Origin of the sequence: Clostridium sp. NSJ-145, assembly GCF_021044725.1 — a bacterium.
GTDB lineage: Bacteria > Bacillota > Clostridia > Clostridiales > Clostridiaceae > Clostridium > Clostridium disporicum_B.
Genome location: NZ_JAJNOS010000010.1, coordinates 142,158 through 164,030, shown reverse-complemented (window position 1 = coordinate 164,030; position 21,873 = coordinate 142,158). Strand labels below are relative to the sequence as shown.

The 21,873-nt window shown below is 28.4% G+C and carries 19 protein-coding genes and 2 tRNA genes; 7 read left to right on the top strand and 14 right to left on the bottom strand.

Annotation, left to right across the window (positions count from 1 at the left end):
• Positions 1-146: 146 nt before the first annotated feature.
• Entirely contained in the window at positions 147-485 is a 339-nt protein-coding gene (locus LQE93_RS10705; protein ID WP_055267781.1) for a hypothetical protein, read from the bottom strand.
• Positions 486-707: 222 nt separating this feature from the next.
• Here LQE93_RS10705 and LQE93_RS10700 point away from each other — a divergent pair.
• Positions 708-783, top strand: a tRNA-Met gene (locus LQE93_RS10700).
• Between the two features lie 98 nt (positions 784-881).
• Entirely contained in the window at positions 882-1,667 is a 786-nt protein-coding gene (locus LQE93_RS10695; protein WP_231073551.1) for a histidinol-phosphatase, read from the top strand.
• Positions 1,668-1,693: 26 nt separating this feature from the next.
• On the opposite strand, the gene LQE93_RS10690 is transcribed toward LQE93_RS10695, so the two are convergent.
• From LQE93_RS10690 to LQE93_RS10670, 5 genes are all read right to left on the bottom strand, one after another.
• Entirely contained in the window at positions 1,694-2,776 is a 1,083-nt protein-coding gene (locus tag LQE93_RS10690; RefSeq protein WP_186839520.1) for an ABC transporter ATP-binding protein, read from the bottom strand.
• A gap of 17 nt (positions 2,777-2,793) precedes the next feature.
• Positions 2,794-3,720, bottom strand: coding sequence for a sugar ABC transporter permease (locus LQE93_RS10685; protein ID WP_231073549.1), 927 nt, complete (start codon positions 3,718-3,720; stop codon positions 2,794-2,796).
• Positions 3,721-3,732: 12 nt separating this feature from the next.
• Positions 3,733-5,820, bottom strand: coding sequence for an ABC transporter permease subunit (locus LQE93_RS10680; protein WP_231073548.1), 2,088 nt, complete (start codon positions 5,818-5,820; stop codon positions 3,733-3,735).
• Between the two features lie 42 nt (positions 5,821-5,862).
• Positions 5,863-6,324, bottom strand: a complete 462-nt coding sequence (locus LQE93_RS10675) for a hypothetical protein (protein ID WP_186839518.1) — start codon at positions 6,322-6,324, stop codon at positions 5,863-5,865.
• Between the two features lie 222 nt (positions 6,325-6,546).
• A complete protein-coding gene (locus LQE93_RS10670; RefSeq protein WP_231073546.1) occupies positions 6,547-7,872 on the bottom strand; it encodes a sugar ABC transporter substrate-binding protein in 1,326 nt (441 codons plus the stop codon).
• A gap of 446 nt (positions 7,873-8,318) precedes the next feature.
• Here LQE93_RS10670 and LQE93_RS10665 point away from each other — a divergent pair, with 446 nt between their 5' ends.
• Entirely contained in the window at positions 8,319-9,548 is a 1,230-nt protein-coding gene (locus LQE93_RS10665; RefSeq protein WP_231073545.1) for a helix-turn-helix transcriptional regulator, read from the top strand.
• 126 nt (positions 9,549-9,674) lie between these two features.
• On the top strand, positions 9,675-10,118 hold the full coding sequence (locus LQE93_RS10660; RefSeq protein ID WP_231073544.1) for a pyridoxamine 5'-phosphate oxidase family protein: 444 nt from the start codon (positions 9,675-9,677) through the stop codon (positions 10,116-10,118).
• A 110-nt stretch (positions 10,119-10,228) separates the two neighbouring features.
• On the opposite strand, the gene LQE93_RS10655 is transcribed toward LQE93_RS10660, so the two are convergent.
• Positions 10,229-11,014 (bottom strand): CAP domain-containing protein, encoded by a 786-nt coding sequence (locus LQE93_RS10655; protein ID WP_231073542.1) that lies wholly within the window; start codon positions 11,012-11,014, stop codon positions 10,229-10,231.
• 365 nt (positions 11,015-11,379) lie between these two features.
• On the opposite strand from LQE93_RS10655, the gene LQE93_RS10650 reads away from it, so the two are divergent.
• Together LQE93_RS10650 and LQE93_RS10645 are read left to right on the top strand one after the other, a co-directional pair.
• Positions 11,380-11,455: transfer RNA gene (locus LQE93_RS10650), tRNA-Met, on the top strand.
• 748 nt (positions 11,456-12,203) lie between these two features.
• Complete coding sequence (locus tag LQE93_RS10645) at positions 12,204-12,800, top strand: hypothetical protein (protein WP_231073540.1); 597 nt, start codon at positions 12,204-12,206, stop codon at positions 12,798-12,800.
• A gap of 177 nt (positions 12,801-12,977) precedes the next feature.
• Here LQE93_RS10645 and LQE93_RS10640 read toward each other — a convergent pair whose 3' ends face one another.
• From LQE93_RS10640 to LQE93_RS10625, 4 genes are all read right to left on the bottom strand, one after another.
• Complete coding sequence (locus LQE93_RS10640) at positions 12,978-14,258, bottom strand: HAD hydrolase family protein (RefSeq protein ID WP_055267760.1); 1,281 nt, start codon at positions 14,256-14,258, stop codon at positions 12,978-12,980.
• Positions 14,259-14,656: 398 nt separating this feature from the next.
• Positions 14,657-16,030 carry an MATE family efflux transporter gene (locus tag LQE93_RS10635; RefSeq protein ID WP_055267758.1) on the bottom strand — a complete coding sequence of 458 codons (1,374 nt, stop codon included), beginning with the start codon at positions 16,028-16,030 and terminating at the stop codon, positions 14,657-14,659.
• A gap of 214 nt (positions 16,031-16,244) precedes the next feature.
• Positions 16,245-17,141 (bottom strand): multicopper oxidase domain-containing protein, encoded by an 897-nt coding sequence (locus LQE93_RS10630; RefSeq protein WP_231073539.1) that lies wholly within the window; start codon positions 17,139-17,141, stop codon positions 16,245-16,247.
• Positions 17,142-17,216: 75 nt separating this feature from the next.
• Positions 17,217-18,017, bottom strand: a complete 801-nt coding sequence (locus tag LQE93_RS10625; RefSeq protein ID WP_231073537.1) for a J domain-containing protein — start codon at positions 18,015-18,017, stop codon at positions 17,217-17,219.
• A gap of 298 nt (positions 18,018-18,315) precedes the next feature.
• Between LQE93_RS10625 and LQE93_RS16815 the strand changes: the two genes are divergently transcribed.
• Positions 18,316-18,444: a hypothetical protein gene (locus tag LQE93_RS16815; protein WP_269144370.1), complete on the top strand. Its 129-nt coding sequence runs from the start codon at positions 18,316-18,318 to the stop codon at positions 18,442-18,444.
• 128 nt (positions 18,445-18,572) lie between these two features.
• Here the strand turns inward: LQE93_RS16815 and LQE93_RS10620 are convergent, their stop codons facing one another.
• The 3 genes from LQE93_RS10620 to LQE93_RS10610 form a co-directional block, all read right to left on the bottom strand.
• The gene (locus tag LQE93_RS10620) at positions 18,573-19,493 is read right to left on the bottom strand and encodes a DUF2935 domain-containing protein (RefSeq protein WP_231073535.1); all 921 of its coding nucleotides are present in this window, start codon (positions 19,491-19,493) and stop codon (positions 18,573-18,575) included.
• A gap of 142 nt (positions 19,494-19,635) precedes the next feature.
• A complete protein-coding gene (locus LQE93_RS10615) occupies positions 19,636-21,192 on the bottom strand; it encodes an ABC-F family ATP-binding cassette domain-containing protein (RefSeq protein ID WP_231073533.1) in 1,557 nt (518 codons plus the stop codon).
• Between the two features lie 122 nt (positions 21,193-21,314).
• On the bottom strand, positions 21,315-21,869 hold the full coding sequence (locus LQE93_RS10610; RefSeq protein WP_055267751.1) for a DUF3867 domain-containing protein: 555 nt from the start codon (positions 21,867-21,869) through the stop codon (positions 21,315-21,317).
• Positions 21,870-21,873: the final 4 nt, after the last annotated feature.

Sequence of the window (21,873 nt, the reverse complement as noted above, 5' to 3'; positions counted from 1 at the left end):
AATGCAAATCCTATTTGTTGCATAGGAATCACATTTTTTGTGAAGTTTTTCATATTATTACTATGCGCAAAAAAGGAAGTTCAAATTCGAACTTCCTTTTCTTTATCGGCAAATATCAATTTTTTTTTGATACAGCCCCTTTCCTTCTAATTTATATAAACATATTTACACTCTTCTAAATTAAAGTAATCTCTAAATTCAAATTTGCATGTACGATTAAATTCTTCTTCATTCCAGAAGTTAGTACATATAATATTACTTGTGTCTATGAGTTCTCTTACTTCTAAATAATCTATTAAATTCTTATTTTCATTAATATAGTACTTAAGGCATTTTAATATTTCAGGATCTTCATTAGTTACTTCTAAACTTTTTGGATCTACGTTAAATTTTAAATCTCTCACCCAAAAAGCATTGTCACTTCCTATTCTTTCTGCTATGCTATTATCCTTATCTATTAATAGTGATTCAATTTTTATTTTCATTTTGACCCCTCCAACTCCTTTTTTGTATACCTTTACAATATATATATTCTATATTTATTGCTATAATTACTTTCTAGTTTAATTTCTATTAAAATTACTAACATATTTTTTTAATCAAATTATAAATAAATTTTAGATTGTATGGAATATTATTACGTTTTATGAGTATACTATAATATAAAGATTTCAAATTCTTATTTTTAAAATCGTAATATTTAATATCGCGGGGTGGAGCAGTAGGTAGCTCGCCGGGCTCATAACCCGAAGGTCGGAGGTTCAAGTCCTTCCCCCGCAACCATAAACCTTACATTATTATGTGAGGTTTATTTTATTTACTTTTATATAATATATTTATAAAATTATATTATAATAAATTATTTTTAGGAGATTTATATTATGCATAAAGTAAATTATCATACTCACACATATAGATGTGGACATGCTATTGGAACTGAATTAGATTACTTAAATTCTGCTTTAGAAAATAAATTAAATATACTGGGATTTAGCGATCATGCTCCATATCCTGATGATAGATTAAATTTAACTAAAGATACTAGAATGGATTATTCAGAACTTCAAGACTATATCGATACTATTAGATATTTGCAAATAAAATATAGAAATAAAATTAAAATTCTAATAGGTTTAGAAATAGAATATGATGAATCAGTCTATAGTTACTACAATTATCTCTTAAATTACTTAAGCCTTGATTACTTAATCTTAGGACAGCATGTATTCTTATCTAAAGGTGAATTATTACATACTTTCTCATTAAATTCTACTGATTCCTATGTCGACTATGCACTATCAATTTCTAAAGCATTAGAAACTAACTTTTTTAAATTCTTAGCCCATCCTGATCTTATATTTATAAATAATCTACCATGGGATGAAAATTGTGATAGAGCATGTGAAATAATCATAGAAAGTGCAATAAAGCATGATACTATACTTGAACTTAATGCAAATGGCTTCAGAAAAGGAATAATGTCATTTCCTGATATAGATAGATATCCTTATCCACATAATAAGTTTTGGGAAAAAGTTGCTAAAACTAATTTGAAAGTTATAATAAACTCTGACTGCCACGACCCTAAATTTATGTGGGATTCATGTATGGATCAAGCGTATGAATATGCTAAAAAATTAGGGCTTAATATTATATATGAAATATAAATAAAGTGCGAGCTAAGCTCGCACTTTTAGTTAATTCTTTCTTCAGTTTCAGCGTCAAAGAAATGTAAAGCTTCTAAGTCAAATCCAAATGTATGATTTTCTCCAGCTTCATATTGATAATGTCCTGGAACTGTTATAACCATATCTTTTCCACTCTTTAATTTAACAAATAAAGTCTTTTCTTTTCCTAATACTTCTATTACATCTATTGTTCCTTCAAATTTATCTTTAGCCTCTCCGCTTACAAATCTTTCTGAACGAATTCCTAAATAAACTTCTTTACCTATATGGTTAGCTAAAGCTTTTAAATCCTTTTCTGATGGAGTTACAGATATAAGACCATCTTCTGAAATAAATTTCTTACCATCCATCTTACCTTTTATCATATTTATTGTTGGAGAACCAATAAATCTAGCTACGAACATATTTTGTGGCTTTTCATAGAATTCATATGGCTTACCAACTTGTTGAATCTTACCATCATTCATAAGAACTATCTTAGTTGCCATTGTCATAGCTTCAACTTGGTCATGAGTAACGTAGATACTTGTAGTTCCTAATTGCTTGTGAATTCTAACAAGCTCAATTCTCATATGCTCTCTTAACTTAGCATCTAAGTTAGAAAGAGGCTCATCCATTAAGAATACGCTTGGTTTTCTAACTATAGCTCTTCCTAATGCAACTCTTTGTCTTTGACCACCAGATATATCGGAAGGCTTTGAATATAAATAATTTTCTATTTGTAATAATTTTGCCGCTTCCATAACACGTTCATTTATTACATTTTTTCTTTCTTTTCTCATTGATAAAGAAAATGCCATATTATCATAAACAGTCATGTGAGGATATAATGCATAGCTTTGGAAAACCATTGCTATATCTCTATCTTTAGATGCTAATTTATTAACTCTTTTTTCTCCAAATAAAAGATCTCCTTCTGTAATAGAGTTAAGTCCTGCAATCATTCTTAATAATGTAGTCTTACCACATCCTGATGGTCCTAAGATTACACAGAAATCCTTATCTTCAATTTCTAAATTTATATTTCTTAAAGTAAAATCTTCCCTGCTTTCGTATTTTTTACCTATATTATTTAATGTTACCTTCATATCTACTCACTCCTATCCTATCCTTTTGTAGCACCATTTGAAAGACCTGATACTAGTTGTTTTTGTAATACAATAAACAGTATTACTATTGGCACAGCCGCTAAAAGAGCTCCTGCTGCAAAGGCTGGTTGGTTAATTGTACGCTCATCGTTTACTAACGTATATAATCCTACTGACAATGTATAATCTGCAGGTGTAGTTAATAAAACTTTTGATAGTAGAACATCCATAAATGGTCCTATAAATGACCATAATGCAATAATTGCTAACATTGGTCTTGCTATAGGCATTATTATAAGTCTATATATTTTCATACTAGAACATCCATCAATTTTTGCTGCGTCATCTAATTCAGTTGAAATAGAATCTAGATATCCCTTTAATATAATTGTATTCCCTGCAATCCCTGTACCTGCATATATAAGTATAAGCATCATCTGTCTAGTAAAGGCTGGAACCATATCAGATGCGATTGAGTACATAGTAAAGTATGCTGTTATACCAACGAATTGTGGTATTGTTTGTATAAGCATTATTGTCATAAGAGATACTTTCTTACCCTTAAATCTATATCTTGAATAAGCGTATCCTGTAAATGAAACAATTAATACTACTAATATAGCAGTTACAACACTTATAAATATTGTATTACCCATCCATTTTAAATACATTGTATTTTCAAATAGATGTTGGAAGTGTTTTAGAGAAAAACTAAATCCAGCATTAAGATTTAACCTTTTTCCTTGCTCACCATTAAATGAAGATATTATAATTTGCAATATTGGCCATATTACAGCTAATGCCCAACCTATTAAGAATACGTAAGATATTCCTAGAGCAATTTTCCCTCCTAAAGTAAGAGGTTGTTTATCTGAAAGATAAAGATTGCTTTTCTTTTTCTTCTTTAATGAACTTTTCTGTTTAACATTGTTTGTTTCTAACATACCGTTACCCCCTTACTCCTTTTTAAATACTTCCGTATTTCTATATCCAATATAAGCTATTATTATAAGAGCTATAGAAACTATCATAGTTATAGCAGCACCTAAAGCTTGATATTGATTTTCTAAAGTCAGCTTATAGATGTATGAAATTAGAAGGTCTGTAGAACCTGCTAAGTTTCCATATACCGATGGATTAAATGGTCCACCATTATTAAATAACCATATGATTGAGAAGTTGTTAAAGTTAAATGTATATTGCCCAACTAAAAGTGGAGCTGTTTGGAATAATACTAATGGTATCGTAATCTTTGATAATTTCTTAAAGCTTGTAGCTCCATCTATATCAGCAGCCTCATAAAGTTCTTTATTTATAGATTGAAGAACTCCTGTTGATAATAAGAAAACATAAGCACTTCCAAGCCATGCTTGTATACAAATAAGTACTGACCTAGCTACAAATGTGTTATTTTTTATTGATAATCCTTCTCCAAAAATACTTTGTAGAGCCTGTGTTAATGCTCCATTTGGAGATGATAATATACTAAAGAATGTTATTGTTATAAATGCTGGTACAGCCCAAGGTAGTAGATATATTGTTCTAAATAATGTTTTACCTTTTATTCTATCATTGTTAAGAACTATAGCTAGAATGAATCCTAAAGCTATTGCTAATGTAGTAGCAACTAAAGTCCAAATTATTGTCCATCCAAGAATCTTCCAGAATACTGACCCTGCTAGTCCTTGTCCTAAAGCAATCATCTTATAGTTACTTAGACCTTCCCATCCAAATTTAGCTTGATGCTTTGGATCCATTCCTGTAAATGATAAAAGTATTGTAGTTGCTACTGGTATAAATACCATAAATATTGTAACAACTAACGCTGGTGCTGATACCATATATGGGAATCCATCTTCAAGTAAACTTTGCTTAGTTTCTATCCAAGTCCTTGTTCTTATTCCCTTTATTTCTTCTTTTTCAACTTTATTAACATCTTTAAAAGATAATAATAGTAATACTAATGCTAATACGATTAAAGTTATTGCAAGTATACCTTCAATCATAAAGATTATTGATCTATCAAGCTTTCCTGCACCTTCCGCTAATGTTATTAATCCTGCAATTCCCTCTCCTTTATAGTTACCATAACCTAATGCATATGGAATAGCCATTGTGTATATATAAATGCTACCTAAGAACATTATTATCGATTTTATATACTGCTTATTAAGTAATTGTCCCAATCCTGGGAATAAAATAGTTACATATGATTTCCATGGAATCTTCTTTTCTATCTCTATTGGATAAACTCTTCTAAGATCAGATACATTCACATTTACAGTATTAATTTTTTGTTTTAATGTTTTACTAAGTTCATATCTTTTATTTTTTATAACTTCTTCATTATAAGTTTTTTCACATTCAAAAGATTTTACCATAACAGATTCTCTATATTTTCTTTTAAGTTCCTTTATAGTATTTTCTTTTGCTTGTTTTGATATTAAACCTTCTTTTTGTTTTGCTTTTACCTCACTAATTCTATCATGTAAGTTTTTCTTTTCTTCAATTTTGAAATTCTTAAATTCTTTTTGAAATTTAGAATCTTTTTCTGAATTTATATTAGCTTTCTTAGCCTGAGCTTCAACTAACTCTTTATAAGTTTCTTTTGCAAAATCTAATATATGAGGTATTTGTGCAATCTCCATTTTATTTTGTTCGTATAAAAGTTCAGCATCATATGTTAAATCTACATACTTTTCATAAAAAGTAACCAATTGTTTAGCTTTAAATAATCTTACCTCTAAATTTTGTACTTTTTTTGGTAGAGAGCTATCTACCTTTCCTCTATATTCAGCAACTTTCTTATTAGTTTCTTCTAAGAAAGATTTTTCTCTACTTTTATATTCATTTAATTTTTTAATATATGGATGCTCCGCTTTTCCTTTTACTAACTCATTCAATTTCTTTTTTAATTCTTCTTTTTCATTACCCTTCGCACCTTCTATCTCATATTGAAGAGATGCAACTTCGTACAAGTATAAGTTTTTTCTATCATATTCACGGTCTAAATGATCATATAAATACATATCAAACTTTTTCAAGCTTTTTCCCCTCCTTTAATGATTTCTCAATTACCTCTAATTTTAGAGTCCTCTTACGTTATAAATACATTTGCCTAAATAAATCATCATTAAAATTAAAGCAATATAGCCTATGCTACTTACTATAAAAAACATTGAATACCAAGATTCACCTATAATTGAGAATCCAAAGGATCCTATTAATAATACGGTCCATATTACTACATATAACTTATTTACCCTTAACTTTGTCAGTGTAATGTAACTATGTATAGCTAGTCCTATTGGAGTTATTATCTTAACAAAAAACGAAGACATACACATAGTTAAATATGTTTGATATAACTCTTCACTAGTTTCTCCTATCATAGCCGTATTTAAGTTTGGATTCGATAACCACATATCAAAAAATGCTGTGTCTTTTACTTTAAATATTGCTTCTAATGAGATTGAAAATATAATTAGTGCACATATTCCCACTAATGAATAAAATACACCCCTCGTCATCTCTATTTGATCTCTCATGTGGCCTCCTTTTTACAAGAAAAGGGGACTATGTCCCCTACACTTCTAGTTATTATTTATAATTATAAAATTTGATATCGCAAACTCCTTCTCATTTACGTTCGAATGAATGAGGTTCATGCTGGTAAATCACAGATTTAAAGACTTTCTTAAGGAAACTCCTCCTCACATCCGTTCGAATGAGTAAGTTCAGCTAACTAAATCTAAGATTTAGAGCTTCACTTAGAAGCTTGACATCATTGCTTCGAATGAAGCTTTAACTTCGTTATATGCTGCTTCAGCATCTTTTGGTTGAGTTGATGACCATGATAATAAAGCATTTTGCCAAGAATCCCATACGCTACCCCATTCAGTGAATAGAGGTCTGTTTTCAGCTTTTTCATATCCAGCATAAGTTGCATCAATAACTTTCTTTTCTAATTCATCGATTCCTTCATAAGCAGAAGGTTCAACATTTTCTAATATCTTACCAGTATACTTGAATAATTCTTGAGCATTTGCAGGGTTAACTATTTCTTCAATAAATGCTTGAGCTACTGCCATCTTATCATCATCTTCTTCAACTCTTGCATTTACACCAAGTCCCCATCCACCTTTCCAGTGAGTTAATGGATTTCCGTTAACAGTTATATTTGTTAGAGGAATAACTTCTAAGTTTGAAGCATCTCCAACTAAATCTTTAACACTTGTAGTTGCCCAAGGTCCATCGATTTTTATAACGTCAGTTCCACCAGTTTTGAATTGCTCTTCAATATATCCACCAGCTGCTTCTTTATCCCAAAGGTCAGTTTTGTTTGTATCATGGAATTTCCAATAATCATATAAAGCTGTGAATAATTTTTGTTGATCTTCAGTTAATTCAGACCATTCTTTAGTAGCATCTGAATATAACTCACCAGCATCATTATGTCCTAATAATTCTAATTCAGCTGAGTTAGCAAAAGCAACTCCAAACCAACAATCATGTACAGTTGTTAATATTTGATCAGCTTCTACAGAAGTTAATTCTATAGATTTGCTAAAATCTATTCCAGCTGCTTCTGCATTGGCAACATTTACATATCCTATTAATGTTTCTATGTTATAAGGGAAAGCTAAATATTCTCCATCAACGTTGAAGTTTCCACCTAGTCCACCTTTGAAATCTTTAAATCCACCTACATTGTTAGCCATAGTTTCAGCATCTATAGCAGCTAAAGCGTTATTGTTAGCTAGTCCATATAATCTATCTGCTGGTAAAGCAAATACGTCAGCAACGTCTGGATTTGTTGGATCTGATTGGTCTAATACATCTAAGTGATCAAAAGATCCTGTTGTTATAAACTTAATATCAGCATTTGGATATTTTCCTATAACCGTTTCTTTAACTTGTTCATAGTAAGGTACCCATCCTTCTTCTACTTGAACAGTTAATTCAACTTTGGCATCGTTACCAGTAGTTTCGTTAGTTCCACCTTCTGATGTTTGTCCACCTTTATTACTTGAACCACATGCTACTAAATTTAATGTAGTAGCTGCTACAAGTAAAGTAACTAATAATTTCTTCATAATTAATTCTCCTCCACTTTTAATTACTAATTTATTTAAAGTTGTAAAACTTAAATACTTTTTTAATACTTACTAAATCGTTTTTAGGAATTAATACAAACGGCCTGTCCTATATTTAATACCGTTAAAATTCACCCTAAAAATTTTACGGTACCGTTTCCATTTTTGTCGAAAAATAATATGTAACCTTAATGTAAACTTTATCATGTTTTTGGTTACACTTTTATTATATCAGTCTGGCAATTTTAGTCAATAGATTGTACAGATAATAATTGTGTAAAATTGTGGTTATTTTTTTTAGTTTAAGCAAACTTTTTCAACGTCAAATTTCACACTTTTTATGAAAATATATACTTTTTTTACATTTTAAACTCCTCTCTTCGCTTTAAATTTTTACCATTTTAATTTATAATTATTATACGACAACATATTAAAGGAGTTTTACTATGGACTTTTACAAATATAAAGATAATAAAAAAATAATTGGCTCTATAATTAAGCTTAATAGACTAAATCAAAATATAAGTCAAAAAACTTTATCAAAAGGAGTTTGTGTTGCTTCTTATTTAAGTCGTATAGAAAATGGTGATTTAATTCCAAGTGAAGAAGTAATATCTATTATATTTAATAGGCTTGGATTAACATTTAATGATTCCAAAGAATTTCTGGAAAAAGGGATTAATCGTTTAAAACTTTTTTTTGAAAGTCTTCATTTTAATGAATTTGATTTGACAAATGAGATTTTTAACGAATTAGAGTCTCAGGAAAATGATTATATTACATCCCCTCTTGTTATAGATTATTTTTTAGCTAAGCTTGCAAGATACTGTTCCACTCCAAATAGAGAAAAATTTGAAAGTTCAAAAGAGTTACTTCATTCATCCTTTGAATTACTATCTCCACAACAAAAGTTTCTATATAACTTTTACGTAGGTGTAGATACTTTAAATCTTTCAGATAATAAATCTATTGGAAAAGAATTTATAGAAGAAGCTTTAACTTATAAAGATAATGGTCATTGTTATTACTGGCTATCTTATGCTTACAGAATAGAAAATAATCCAATAAAGTCATACGATTGCATAAAGAAAGCTTTAGACTTTTATGTAACAGAAGGAAACATTATAAGTATTATGTCTTGCTATGAAAAAATTGCTGAAGTTCATTTTATGCTAGATAACTATAGTGATGCCATTACTTACTTAAAAATATCATTAAGTATCGCTGAAAAGCTTAAGAATAGATATTTTATTGAACATTTAAATTCAATAATTTCATGGGCATACTATAGATTAAAAGAATACTCTACTTCATTAAATTATTTAAAAAATAATACTGGACTTGTTGACCATAGAATGTTAGTTCCTGATAGTATAACTAAATCTTTAATATATTTTTCATTAAATAATAAAACTTTATTAAAAGAATCAATCAATGAACTTCAAAATGCCCAATCCTTAGAACATATAAACAATGATTTAGCTAATATAATATATAAATTATTCACTATATATATAGATGATGATAATTATTTAAAAAATCCTATGTGGGAAAATCTATTAATTTATATAATTGATAGTATGCATAAATTATTAGAACTAAAGAAAGTTTTTATTACCTTACTTAAGGAGTACTATATCTATAATAGAAAATATAAAGATGCTTTATTTTTATAATTTTAAAAGCAAGTAGTATAAAATTTCTTATATTACTTGCTTTTATTTACATAATTATTATACAATTTCAGCATTTCTTTCATATACTATAGCATATTATCTTAATAAAAAAGGAGCATTCCATGTATGGATATTTGTAATTATAAAAATCTTTCAACTAAAGATATTATTGCAATTTTAAACGAAGAGAAAATGTGCTATTTAGCTACAACTGATACAACAAATATCTCATCTGTACCTATGTGGTATGTTTTTGACTATTCAGATGATAATTTAATATTCTACTTTATAAGTAACAATACTAGTCAAAAAATTGATAACATTTATTATACTGGCATTGCAGGTATCACTTTATTACAACATCATCGCTGTAGAAAAGTAGAAAGTTATAAAACCATAATAGCAAATGGAACTACAACTGTTATTAATGATATTAAAGAAAAAATATCTATAATTGAAAAATTCGAAAATAAATATAATTGCATAACAAATTTTTCATGTATAGATACTTCTAATATAAAATTCTTTAAAGTTACCGTTTCTGAAATTACTGGTAGGTATTATTCTTAAAAAATATACTTTCTTAAAACAAAAAAATAGAGCCTATACTTAATATAGGCTCTATTTAAAAGTACATTTATGTTAAATTGGTATCTAGAACGCTTAATTAATTTAAAATATTATCTATAAAACTCTTGAGTTGCATAGACTTTATTTCCAATTTGATATACTCCTACTCCAATGCTTGTAAAGTCTGTAGATAGTATATTCTTTCTATGACCTGATGAATTCATCCAGTTAGTCATAAATTGGTTAGCTAATACTGTTGGATCAGTACCATAACCCCCTAGGTATGCTATATTTTCACCCCATGAATTATATGAGACCCCATCAGCTTTCATTTGAGCTGTTATATAATTACCATTTAAATCAGTATGACTGAAGTAATTATTATCTCCCATATCCTGAGATTTAATTCTTGCATATTTCTCCATTGTAGTGTTATAACTCAATGGTGCTACACCAGCCTTCACTCTTTCTTCATTAACTTTATTAAAGATAGCTTGTTCGACTTGTGCCATAAATTTATCAGATGCATTTGTATCATCTGTTACTGCATCTCCTTCATTTGTTGGAGGTGTAACTGTTGTATCATCTCCTGTTGTAGGTGGAGTAACTTCTGTATTCTCCTCTCCTGCTGGTGGTGTTACAACTGTATTGTCATCTGATGTTGGTGGCGTAACTGTAGTATCATCTCCTACTGTTGGTGGTGTTACTACATTATCATCTCCTGTTGATGGTTTTTCATCTTGACTTGGCTTACAAGGTCTTTGATATTTATGCTTACAATGATGTCTATATGCTCCACCATTATTTGAGTCATAATATCTTGTAGCAGCACTTGCTGATACAGTTCCTAACATTGTAGTTCCAGCTATTACTAGCGCGATTATTTTAGATTTCATTTCCATTCCTCCTATAATTTGAACTATTATGTATAGTTCATTTTTAGTTCTAATGTACTTTTACGTCTTTACCAACTTGTCCACTTCATAGTAACACATAAATTCTAAAATTATTATAGTGGACTACTTGTAATTAAGATTAAATTACCCTTGTAAATAAATCATTATCATATATGGAATATAGTGTGATGCAAACTTATATTTTCATAATAATATTATATTCTACCATTCTATCGTATTTTAGACTCTAAGGTATCTCTTATCATCTTAAGGCTTAATACGCCATAATATCACTTTGACTTTAGTGCTTTGCTACATTATACTTAGGTCATAAGTTAATCAATGAAATGCATACAATTTAATATCGCGGGGTGGAGCAGTTGGCAGCTCGTTGGGCTCATAACCCAAAGGTCGTAGGTTCAAGTCCTGCCCCCGCAACCAAAAACAACCCTTATTCTTACTATAAGGGTTGTTTTATTTTTAGTTGATATAACTTATAAGCTTATATTAAATTGTAAAACCATTCTTTAGCAAATTACTTTTCCTAAATAACCATAATTATTATTCTTATTTTAAACTTATATAGACTATGGTTATTTATAGTATTATTATATGATTTACTATCATCATTACAAATATTAAAAATTACAAATATTAAAACGTTAATTTTTTATATAATTAAAAAGTGCGAAGCAAATTTGCAGCTTCGCACTTTCCCAATCGTTACTTTAACTTTTAATTAGCTAATTTTTGCTAAACCTGTCCTTTTATAAACTCAAATATAAGTTTTTTTAAAAAAGCTTTTAATTTTATCTAATCATTTTTCTTGACTTTTTTATTATGTTTACATCCACAATTATTGGCTTTCTTCTCTTTTTCTTGTTGGCTTGCACATGAACAATCGTGTTTTTCACTCATATTAATTCCCTCCTAAAACCTGATGCCCTCTTGGTACAGTACTATTATCTACAAAGTCTAAGTATTAATACCATGAAAATAAATCCTTTTTTATGATTTTATTGAGATAATTATATTAATCCTAATTCTTAATATTTGATTATTACCTCTTTTTTATATGAACTTCAAAAGCTTGTTAGTTGGTTACAATAAAATTCAAGGTATCATTTTTCTTGTTTAACACATAACAATAATAGATATTTTATCTAATACTATTTTTTAGGAGGTTAATATGAAAAAGCATAAGAGTGAAAAGATACACCAAGTAGTTCATGATAATGATAGAAAACTTAATTTACATGAAATAAAAGCTGAAACCGGAGCTGGTAATGGATTCAAATCTTCAGGCGAACAATCTAAGGTTCCTATACAAGATACTTATGAAGCAAGTAGTAAAAGCGAAAAAATTCAAGAAGCAATGTCTAATTCTAAAGGGAAAATTAATTTACATACTATAAAGGCTCAAACTGGTGCTGGTAATGGTTATAACAATACTGAACGTGCTTCTGAAATTTCACCAATTAAAGACACATTTGTTAACACTAATAAGTTTCATAAGATTCACCATGTTGTAAGTAATATCGAAGGTAAAGCAAACTTACATAAAATAAAGGCTCAAACTGGTGCTGGTAATGGTTATATTACCCAAGAAGATTTAAAAGATAATATAAATACTCCATCTTGCGATTCTAAAAATCCTGAACCCCTTTACGGAACTACTCACAAGAGTAACCATATTCATGCAGTTATCCATGCTAATGATAGAAAATTAAATCTTCATCAAATCAAACAAAAAACTGGTGCTGGAAGTGGTTATAAGCATCAATAATTAATATTTTTAAGGAGGCATTCCTATGACAAAACATAAAAGCGAAAAGATTCATGAAGTAGTCCATAAACATGATAAGAAATTAAATCTTCATGAAATAAAAGAAGAAACTGGTGCAGGTAACGGTTATAAAAAATAATTATATAATTAATGGAGGCATAAATTTGCCTCCTTCTTTTAATACTTGTGCCAAAAATAAGGTCTATAAATTTTTCTTAGCTTTTTAACTACTTCATTAGGATCATTTTTACTTATATAATTTTGAAAAACTTCATTATCTTTTTCAAAGACTAGTGTACTTTTTGCATCTGTTAAGCTTTGAACATACTTAATCATATTTTCCTTAATAGCTTTTTTATTATAAATCTTAATATAAGTATATCCTGGATAATCATCAGAATCATATTTTAAAACTTTAAACTCTTTTGTATATCCTAACCTTTCTAATTCTTCATATAAAGATTCTATTTTTTCAGTCTCATCAATAAGCATTAAATAAACCGCTCCATATCTATCTGGTAATTCCTCTTTTATATAATTACGGTAAGGAGACGACCTTAAGTTATTATATATATCACTTTCCACCGGATTTTTAAAATCCCCATAATAAATCATAACAGAATCTTCTACTACTGTATTTATAAAGCAATGCATATTTCTAGCCTGAATTAAATCTACAAGTTTCTTAGTTTCTTCATGAGTCATTTCATACACTTTTAAGTATTTATTTTCTTTCATATCAAATAATATAGCTCCATCCATAGCTATAACAGGTAAATTTAATCTTATATCTTGTAATGATGTAACTAATGCTCCTGGAGTTTTCATAGTTGCAATTGTTAACTTAACTCCATCATCAAGCATTTTATTTAACTCAATCTTACTATATGAAGTTAAAGTTTCTTTCATATTTAATAATACTTTATCTAATTCGGCTACAAAAAGTAAATCATTCCTTCTTTTCCTCGGTAGCTCAAATGTATTTATGATAAGTGCTAAACCAATACCAATCATAGTATCCATCATTCTATTAAATACAAATAAATATGGATTTTTATCTTTAAGATGGTTAACTACTATACTTAAAAATACGACACAGGAAAAATACGAAGCATTTTTCTTATTAAATATAACTGTGGTATAAATAATTGGAATTATTAGTAATGATATTGTTATATATCTAAAAAGCTCATTATCAAAGGGTATAACATATAACTCAACTAATATCATTATCAATCCATAAGCAGCTCCTATAAAAGTTCCTATAGTTCTTTGTATAGCGTTAGCCTTTGCATTGCTACTATAAGGTTGCATACACCACAATACAGACAATGCTGTATAAAAAGGTGTCCCTTGCTTCCCTCTTAAAAAATAAATAATGAATCCTAGCAATACTCCTATCGAAGATTTAATAATTCGCATTCCTATCGGAGGAAGTGCTATTTTTCTTTTGTTCATTTAAATATCCTCCATATATCTATTAGTTTTAACTTTTGTTTAAATATATTATAATTATATAAAAATTCTCTAAAAACCATAATAATTATAATTATAAAGTTAAAAAATTACTAGTTAATTTATTCCAAATACACAGAGATAATATTCATATTTAATAGCTTCTTATTAATATTACTCTTCTCTTTCGCATCCTTCTTACGTATAAATACTAAACTCATTAGGCATATAAATTATTAGTTCTAAGTGCTTATCTTTTATCAGTTAATTAGATTTTAAAATTAACATATCAATAAAATTATAAATTTGTGCATTTATCTCTCTTTTATTTAATTCTCTGTAATCAACAAAAAAGTGTAGATATCTCTACCTACACCTTATATCCTTAACTCTATAATTATTTATCTAACCTGTTCTAATGTATTTAATCCATTTTTATAACCTTGTATTAATGGATTCTTATAAAATGAATATGATAATTGTAATAACATAAAGCACCAAATAATTGGTTCACAAATAATAACTCCAAGATATTTTAGGCTTGGTATAAATAATGCTACAAATAAACATTTTCCTAAAAATTCAATTATGCTAGATGCTAAAGGAACAACTTTTTTTCCTAATCCTTGAAGAGAATTTCTTAAATTTAAAAGCATACCTAATATCGCATAAAATGGTGCATTAATTATCAAGTATAAAGCTCCATTATTAATTACAGTTGGTTCAGTTGATCCTGATAACACTTTTACTAAAGTAGATGCACTAAATAATAAAGCTACAGTTATTATTGCACCCCAACAAATAGCCATTATATTTGCAACTTTTACACCTTTACGAATTCTTTCATACTTTTCTGCTCCTTTATTTTGAGAAACAAAAGTAGATAATGCTAAACTCATAGTCGCAACAGGCATAGTACAGAAGCTATTAAGCTTTCTTGCAGCAGTATGCCCTGCTATAGTTAAATATCCTAAACCATTAATTGCAGTTTGTAATATAACTGTTCCTGTTGATACAATAGATAACATTAATCCCATTGATAAACCTTGACCTGCTAACTCTTTATATAAATCTTTTTCAACTTTGAAACATTCTTTACTAGGAATAAGTATTGGACATTTCTTTATTATATAAATCAAACAAAGAATTGCTGATATACCTTGAGCAATAACTGTAGCCACTGCTGCTCCAGCAATCCCCATATTAAATTGAGTAATAAATATTAAATCTAAAACTACATTTATCACTGATGAAATAATTAAAAATACTAATGGCATTACGCTATTACCTATAGCTCTTAATAAACCTGCAAATAAGTTATATGCAAACATTACTCCAACAAATAAAGTAATAACTGAAATATATGAATATGATTCATTTATAATATTGGCTGGTGTATTCAATAACTCTAATAACGGATATAAAAATAATCCTGATATAATCATGATAACTACTGTTACAATAGCTCCAATAACTAAAGATCCTGCAACTGATTTTTTAAGTAACCTCTCATCCTTAGATCCATAAGATCTAGCAACTACTATACTTAATCCATTTCCAATCCCTAAAGCAAACCCTATAAGCAACTCATAAACTGCTCCACAAGCACCTATAGCTGCCAATGAAGTATCACCTAATACATTACCTATTATCATCGTATCCATTGTGTTATACATCTGTTGGAATACGTTAGAAATAAATATTGGAACTGCAAATAATACTAAAGCTTTCAATATATTTTTATCTCTAATTAAATCTACTTTAAATTTAAACATTAACCTCTCATCCCCCTCTTCATATACTCTTAATTACTTCTAATCAACCTTTCAAATTCTTCTATTCTTATCCATATTACTACTTAGGCTATACTCTAAGTCAATAGATTTTTAATTTTTGAAAATTAATCTTTAATACTCCTTAATAACATTAAACAATTAAATTTACATATAAAAATAGCTAGCCAATAAGCTAGCCATTATATTAAAAAATTTATTTTACATAGTTAACTGTGGTAAACATTCCTCCAACTCCTGGTGCTCCATTATTAGTAACGTGATGTGGCATATGGCAATGCATTGGCCATATACCAGGATTCTTAGCTATAAACTCAATATCCCATGTTTCACCTGATGCTACCAATATTGTATTTTTATAAATTTGTGTTTCTTTTCTTATAGGAAATCCATCTGCTCCTACTACTTTAAACTGATGTCCATGCAAATGTATCGGATGATGATGCATTTGTATATTTCCAAATCTAACTTTTACCGTATCTCCAAAATTTACAGGAAGAGGTTCGGTTAAAGGATAACACTTACCATTCATGGTAAAGAAATTAAATTCAGGCGCTTTAAAAGTTAAATTGTAAGTTCCTGGGTCAATATCAGCCCAAGGCAATTTATCCACCGCCCACTCCTGTAACAAAATTAAATAATCCTTATAATGCTTCTTTTTTAAATCTTTTGGATCATTAACAATAATTCCACCTAATAATCCTGCATTATCTTGAACCATTACATTAACATGAGAATGATACATATATGTTCCTGGTGGATTTGTAATCTTAAAATTATAATCAAAATATTCGTTAGGCTCAATAAAAGGTGATGGCTCTATTGGAGGTACTCCATCCATATCATTAGGTACATCTAATCCATGCCAATGTACGCTTGTCCTTTCTGGTAATTTATTCATTACCCTTATACATACATTATCTCCTTGATTTACTATTATAGTAGGACCTGGCACAGATCCATTATATCCCCATGCTTTTACATATAACCCTTTAATAAGTTCAAGAGTAACTTCTTCAGCAATTAAAGTAAAATGTTTAACTCCATCTACATACTCATAATCTAAGTTCTTAATCCCAGGTGTAATGACCATATTAACTCCAATTTTAAATTAATTCTTTCACTTTATTATATTAAACATCCAAATACATTATTAGTTATATTCTACCTAAAAAACAAACCTTTTTAATCTATTGTTTATTCCTTCTAAAATTCTTGGAAGAACTCTTAATATAGAAGGTAAAAATAAAGAAACTATAAAACCTATAGCACATAAAATAAATATCTTATACTGCACAGCATGTCCAATGTAAATTTGATATCCATGAATAGAAGCACCTGCTATTGAAGCTATTATTATAACCTTAGATGCAATCCAAGATATTAAGTTTAATATTTTACATAAGAATAAAATTATTGTTAATACAACTATTACTGGTATTGCTAATAGTTTAAATGGTAATTTAATTGCTTTAGCTACCGTAGACGATTCTTTTCTATTCTTAACTACTACCTTCTTATTAGCTTTTTTCATAGTTTTCTCATGCTCTACATCTTTGTCTTTAGTCTTTGACGACTTCTTATTATTACTTTTCCCCTTTTTTGCTGATGATATTTTTGAGTTTGATTTCCTTTTTTCTTTAGTTACTATACTTCTTTCTTCACTCTCATCAAATTCCTCCCCCTCAATACTACACTGAAAATTTTCTTCACTTTTATCTAAATCATCTTTTAACTCCTGTATTGAATCAGTACCTTTAAAATCTATAATCATAGTTTGTTGATTCTGATTTTTTTCTCTTTCTAATTTTATTTCTTCATAAGCTTTATCAAATACTTCTATAAATTTCCTTGCTCTTCTTTCATCTTTAATTTCTTCTTTAAATTGCTTTACCTTATTATCATATGCCTCTTTTATTTCTTCCATAGTGGCATTTTCATCAACGCCTAAAATCTTATAATGTTCCATATTACCATCTCCATACTATAATTTATAATGTATCTTTTCAAATAGAAACAACTTATATCCTATCTTTTGTTTAGACATTATTATAACAACTTTTATAAATCATGTTAAAGGTAATTATCCCCTGTATTATTTACCCCTAATTTATATAACTATATAAAATTCAAATAGCTATTTTTCTCATAAATTAATTTATTTTATTTAATTATTATTTTTTATATTAAATAATCATATTTTCTTTCTAGTAAACATAACTATAGATATATAAATAAAATGCTTAATTGTAAAGGAGAGTTTTTAAATGAGTATATATATTTTAGGTGATTTCATAAAAGTATGTAAAGCATTAGGGGTAGAGCCAACATGGGAAAGACTACATACATGGAGAAAAGAAATGTACAAATTTAATGATTATCCTATATATAAATAATAGCTAGCAAATTTGCTAGCTATTTCTTTATTAAATATATAATTATTATAAAATTCAAAATAATATAAAACTCTATATCTTTTGTCACCAAATGTGGTATAGCATATCATATTCCATAATGTAATTGATTATTTTTTATAATTATTTAACAGTCTTATATAATGATTAGCTTCCCTTAATACATGGTCAGCAAGAAGTGGTAATATTATAGATTTTATTTTACAATCAAGTATTCCTCCTGCACCAGCTTCCTTAAACTCTTTTAACTTAGTTGTCTCTACTAATGTATCATTTGTAATACTAGACATTGTCATATCAGTCATATCACTTGCTTTTTTAATTAACTCACTATAATCATCTGCAAACTTTTCTGAAGTATCTATTAATTCATTTTCGCTAGGATCAAGTAATCCTCGAATAAATAAAGTATGTTCCATCATAATTTGATCCCAAAATAATTCACTCTTTCTAACCTCTGAATTATTAAAATCCTCAATATCATCACCATTCTCAAGTAATTTTATATATGAACGATATAATTCAGCCTCACGTATTATATGTTTAATTAGTAAAGGATAATTTAATGTAAATAATTCACAACATAACATTCCATCTAAAATTCTCTTTTTTAAATCTATGAGCCCATCTAGCAATTTTATCCCTCTATTATTAAGTTGTTTCACATACTTAACTGTTTTATTATCAAAATCAATTTTATTTTTGCACTTTAACTCTTGTTCCATTGAGGTTATCTTAAAATTTATATTTATTGCCGTATAATACTGTGTCTTTTTTTCCGCACTTAAAGTATATTTAGTAAATATTTCTCCAGAATTTATTACGGATTCTATATTTACTCCTTCACTTACCTTAACTGTATCTAATAGTAACTTCTCAAACTTTATTTTGTACTCATCTGCTTCCTTAGAAAGTTTAGTATTCTTAGGTGTAAATCCTGCCTCCAAGAAAATAGAATGCTCCTTCATTATTCGTGCAAAAAACAAATGTAATTCTAATGATAAAGTAATATATCTTTGACTACTTAACATATTTCTCTCCAATAAAAATTTTATTATATTATACTCCAAATCAGTAATTTTTGTTCATATAATGCAACTAAAAAACATCAATATACTTTATAAATTTTTATACTAAAAAAAGAGCCAATTAATTGACTCTTTTTTAGTTCTACTATACAACTTTTGTTGTCCACTCCTCACAGTTCCATATATCTGTTACAACATCTCTATAGAATTCTGGTTCGTGGCATACTAGTAATATACTTCCTTTATATTCTCTTAGAGCTCTCTTTAATTCTTCTTTAGCTTCTACATCTAAATGGTTAGTAGGCTCGTCAAGGATTAGTATATTTGTTTCTTCATTTATAAGCTTACAAAGTCTAACCTTAGCTTGCTCTCCCCCACTTAATACACATACTTTACTTTCAATATGTTTAGTAGTTAATCCACACTTTGCAAGTGCTGATCTTATTTCGTATTGAGTTTTTGAAGGGAATTGTTCCCATACTTCTTCAATACATGTGTTATAGTTAGCTTCTTTAATTTCTTGCTCGAAGTAACCTATTTGTTGATAATCTCCTAAATGTACATCACCGCTTAATGCTGGTATTTTACCCATTAAGCTCTTAAGTAATGTTGTCTTACCAAGACCATTAGCTCCTACAAGAGCAATTTTTTGTCCTCTTTCCATATAAAGATTTAATGGCTTAGTTAATGGATCGTTATATCCAATTACTAAATCTTTAGTTTCGAAGATAACCTTTCCTGAAGTTCTTCCTTGTTTAAAGTTAAACTCTGGCTTTGGTTTTTCTGCTGCAAGCTCAATCATTTCCATCTTATCAAGTTTCTTTTGTCTAGCCTTAGCCATACCACTTGTTGCAACTCTTGCTTTATTTCTAGCAACGAAATCTTTAAGTTGAGCAACTTCTTGTTGTTGTCTTTCATATGCAGCTTCTAATTGAGCTTTGTTAGCTTCGTATATTCTTTGGAATTCATAGTAATCTCCAACATATCTAGTAAGTTTTCTATTTTCCACATGATAAATTAAGTTAATTACTGAATTTAAGAATGGAATATCATGTGATATAAGGATAAATGCATTATCATAGTTTTGTAAAAACCTCTTTAACCATTCAATATGAGCTTCATCTAAGTAGTTTGTAGGCTCGTCAAGAAGTAATATATCAGGAGTTTCAAGTAATAATTTCCCTAATAATACTTTAGTTCTTTGACCACCACTAAGTTCAGTTACATCTCTATCTAAACCAACATCTAAAAGACCTAACCCTTTAGCAACTTCTTCAGCTTTGGCATCTATAACATAAAATCCATTATTATCTAACATATCTTGAATAACAGCTGTTCTTTCAAGAGCTTTATTCATTTCATCTTCATCCATTTCTCCCATTCTTCCATAAAGCTCATTCATTTCAGCTTCCATATCAAATAGGTATTGGAATGCACTTCTTAATACATCTCTTATTGTAAGTCCCTTTTCAAGCTCTGCATGTTGATCCATATAACCAACTCTAACTCTGTTACTCCAAATAACTTGTCCTTCATCTGGCATTAACTTACTTGTTATTATATTCATAAACGTAGATTTACCTTCTCCGTTTGCACCTATAAGTCCTACGTGCTCACCTTTAAGTAATCTAAATGATACATCTTCAAAAATAGCTCTGTCACCGAATCCATGACTTATATTTTTAACTGTTAAAACGCTCATCTTTCATCCCCCAGTATATTTAACTTATTCATCTCTAATTAAAAATAAGGAGTGATTTATAATCACACCTTATTTATTATACCTTAAATTATTTTAAAATAAATAGAAAGTTGTTGTAAGTTTTAGTAATCATATTCCTTTGTGTTTTCACAAATAGATATTTTTAAACTTCTTTCATCTACAACTTTTTTATATGAGCATAGGAATTCATTTAACTCAACATCAGTTAAATCAATTTTACCTTCACTTCTTATAATTACATCTACATCTTCAAGCCAAATATTTATATTATTTTTTTCATTTTTAATATAATATTCACTAGCAGCTCTAACTTTTATTCTTGATTTATACTTCTCTTGGAAGCTCATCATTCTTCTGCCTTTTTCATAATCATCAGGAGTAATATTATTTAATCCTAATGATTTCATTTGCTCTTCTAATGCTGCTGAATCAAAACCATATCTCTCCATAAGTTTCGCTTGTATCTTCATAAATTTATCTTGAGATATATTATTTTTCTCCATATAAGATGAAATCTCTCTATTGAAGTCAGCCATATTTATTTTACCTTCAGCCATTCTATAATATAAATCATAAATATAGCTTTCAAATTTATCTATATCTTTATCGTTAACTTTATTTTTTAATTCATTAAAATCAATTACCCTATCCATAATAACC

Excerpts from the sequence above, each read along its gene's own strand:
- LQE93_RS10705 (WP_055267781.1), bottom strand. The coding sequence starts at position 485 with ATGAAAATAAAAATTGAATCACTATTAATAGATAAGGATAATAGCATA.
- LQE93_RS10695 (WP_231073551.1), top strand. The coding sequence starts at position 882 with ATGCATAAAGTAAATTATCATACTCACACATATAGATGTGGACATGCT.
- LQE93_RS10690 (WP_186839520.1), bottom strand. The coding sequence starts at position 2,776 with ATGAAGGTAACATTAAATAATATAGGTAAAAAATACGAAAGCAGGGAA.
- LQE93_RS10685 (WP_231073549.1), bottom strand. The coding sequence starts at position 3,720 with ATGTTAGAAACAAACAATGTTAAACAGAAAAGTTCATTAAAGAAGAAA.
- LQE93_RS10675 (WP_186839518.1), bottom strand. The coding sequence starts at position 6,324 with ATGAGAGATCAAATAGAGATGACGAGGGGTGTATTTTATTCATTAGTG.
- LQE93_RS10670 (WP_231073546.1), bottom strand. The coding sequence starts at position 7,872 with ATGAAGAAATTATTAGTTACTTTACTTGTAGCAGCTACTACATTAAAT.
- LQE93_RS10665 (WP_231073545.1), top strand. The coding sequence starts at position 8,319 with ATGGACTTTTACAAATATAAAGATAATAAAAAAATAATTGGCTCTATA.
- LQE93_RS10660 (WP_231073544.1), top strand. The coding sequence starts at position 9,675 with ATGGATATTTGTAATTATAAAAATCTTTCAACTAAAGATATTATTGCA.
- LQE93_RS10655 (WP_231073542.1), bottom strand. The coding sequence starts at position 11,014 with ATGAAATCTAAAATAATCGCGCTAGTAATAGCTGGAACTACAATGTTA.
- LQE93_RS10645 (WP_231073540.1), top strand. The coding sequence starts at position 12,204 with ATGAAAAAGCATAAGAGTGAAAAGATACACCAAGTAGTTCATGATAAT.
- LQE93_RS10640 (WP_055267760.1), bottom strand. The coding sequence starts at position 14,258 with ATGAACAAAAGAAAAATAGCACTTCCTCCGATAGGAATGCGAATTATT.
- LQE93_RS10635 (WP_055267758.1), bottom strand. The coding sequence starts at position 16,030 with ATGTTTAAATTTAAAGTAGATTTAATTAGAGATAAAAATATATTGAAA.
- LQE93_RS10630 (WP_231073539.1), bottom strand. The coding sequence starts at position 17,141 with ATGGTCATTACACCTGGGATTAAGAACTTAGATTATGAGTATGTAGAT.
- LQE93_RS10625 (WP_231073537.1), bottom strand. The coding sequence starts at position 18,017 with ATGGAACATTATAAGATTTTAGGCGTTGATGAAAATGCCACTATGGAA.
- LQE93_RS16815 (WP_269144370.1), top strand. The coding sequence starts at position 18,316 with ATGAGTATATATATTTTAGGTGATTTCATAAAAGTATGTAAAGCATTA.
- LQE93_RS10620 (WP_231073535.1), bottom strand. The coding sequence starts at position 19,493 with ATGTTAAGTAGTCAAAGATATATTACTTTATCATTAGAATTACATTTG.
- LQE93_RS10615 (WP_231073533.1), bottom strand. The coding sequence starts at position 21,192 with ATGAGCGTTTTAACAGTTAAAAATATAAGTCATGGATTCGGTGACAGA.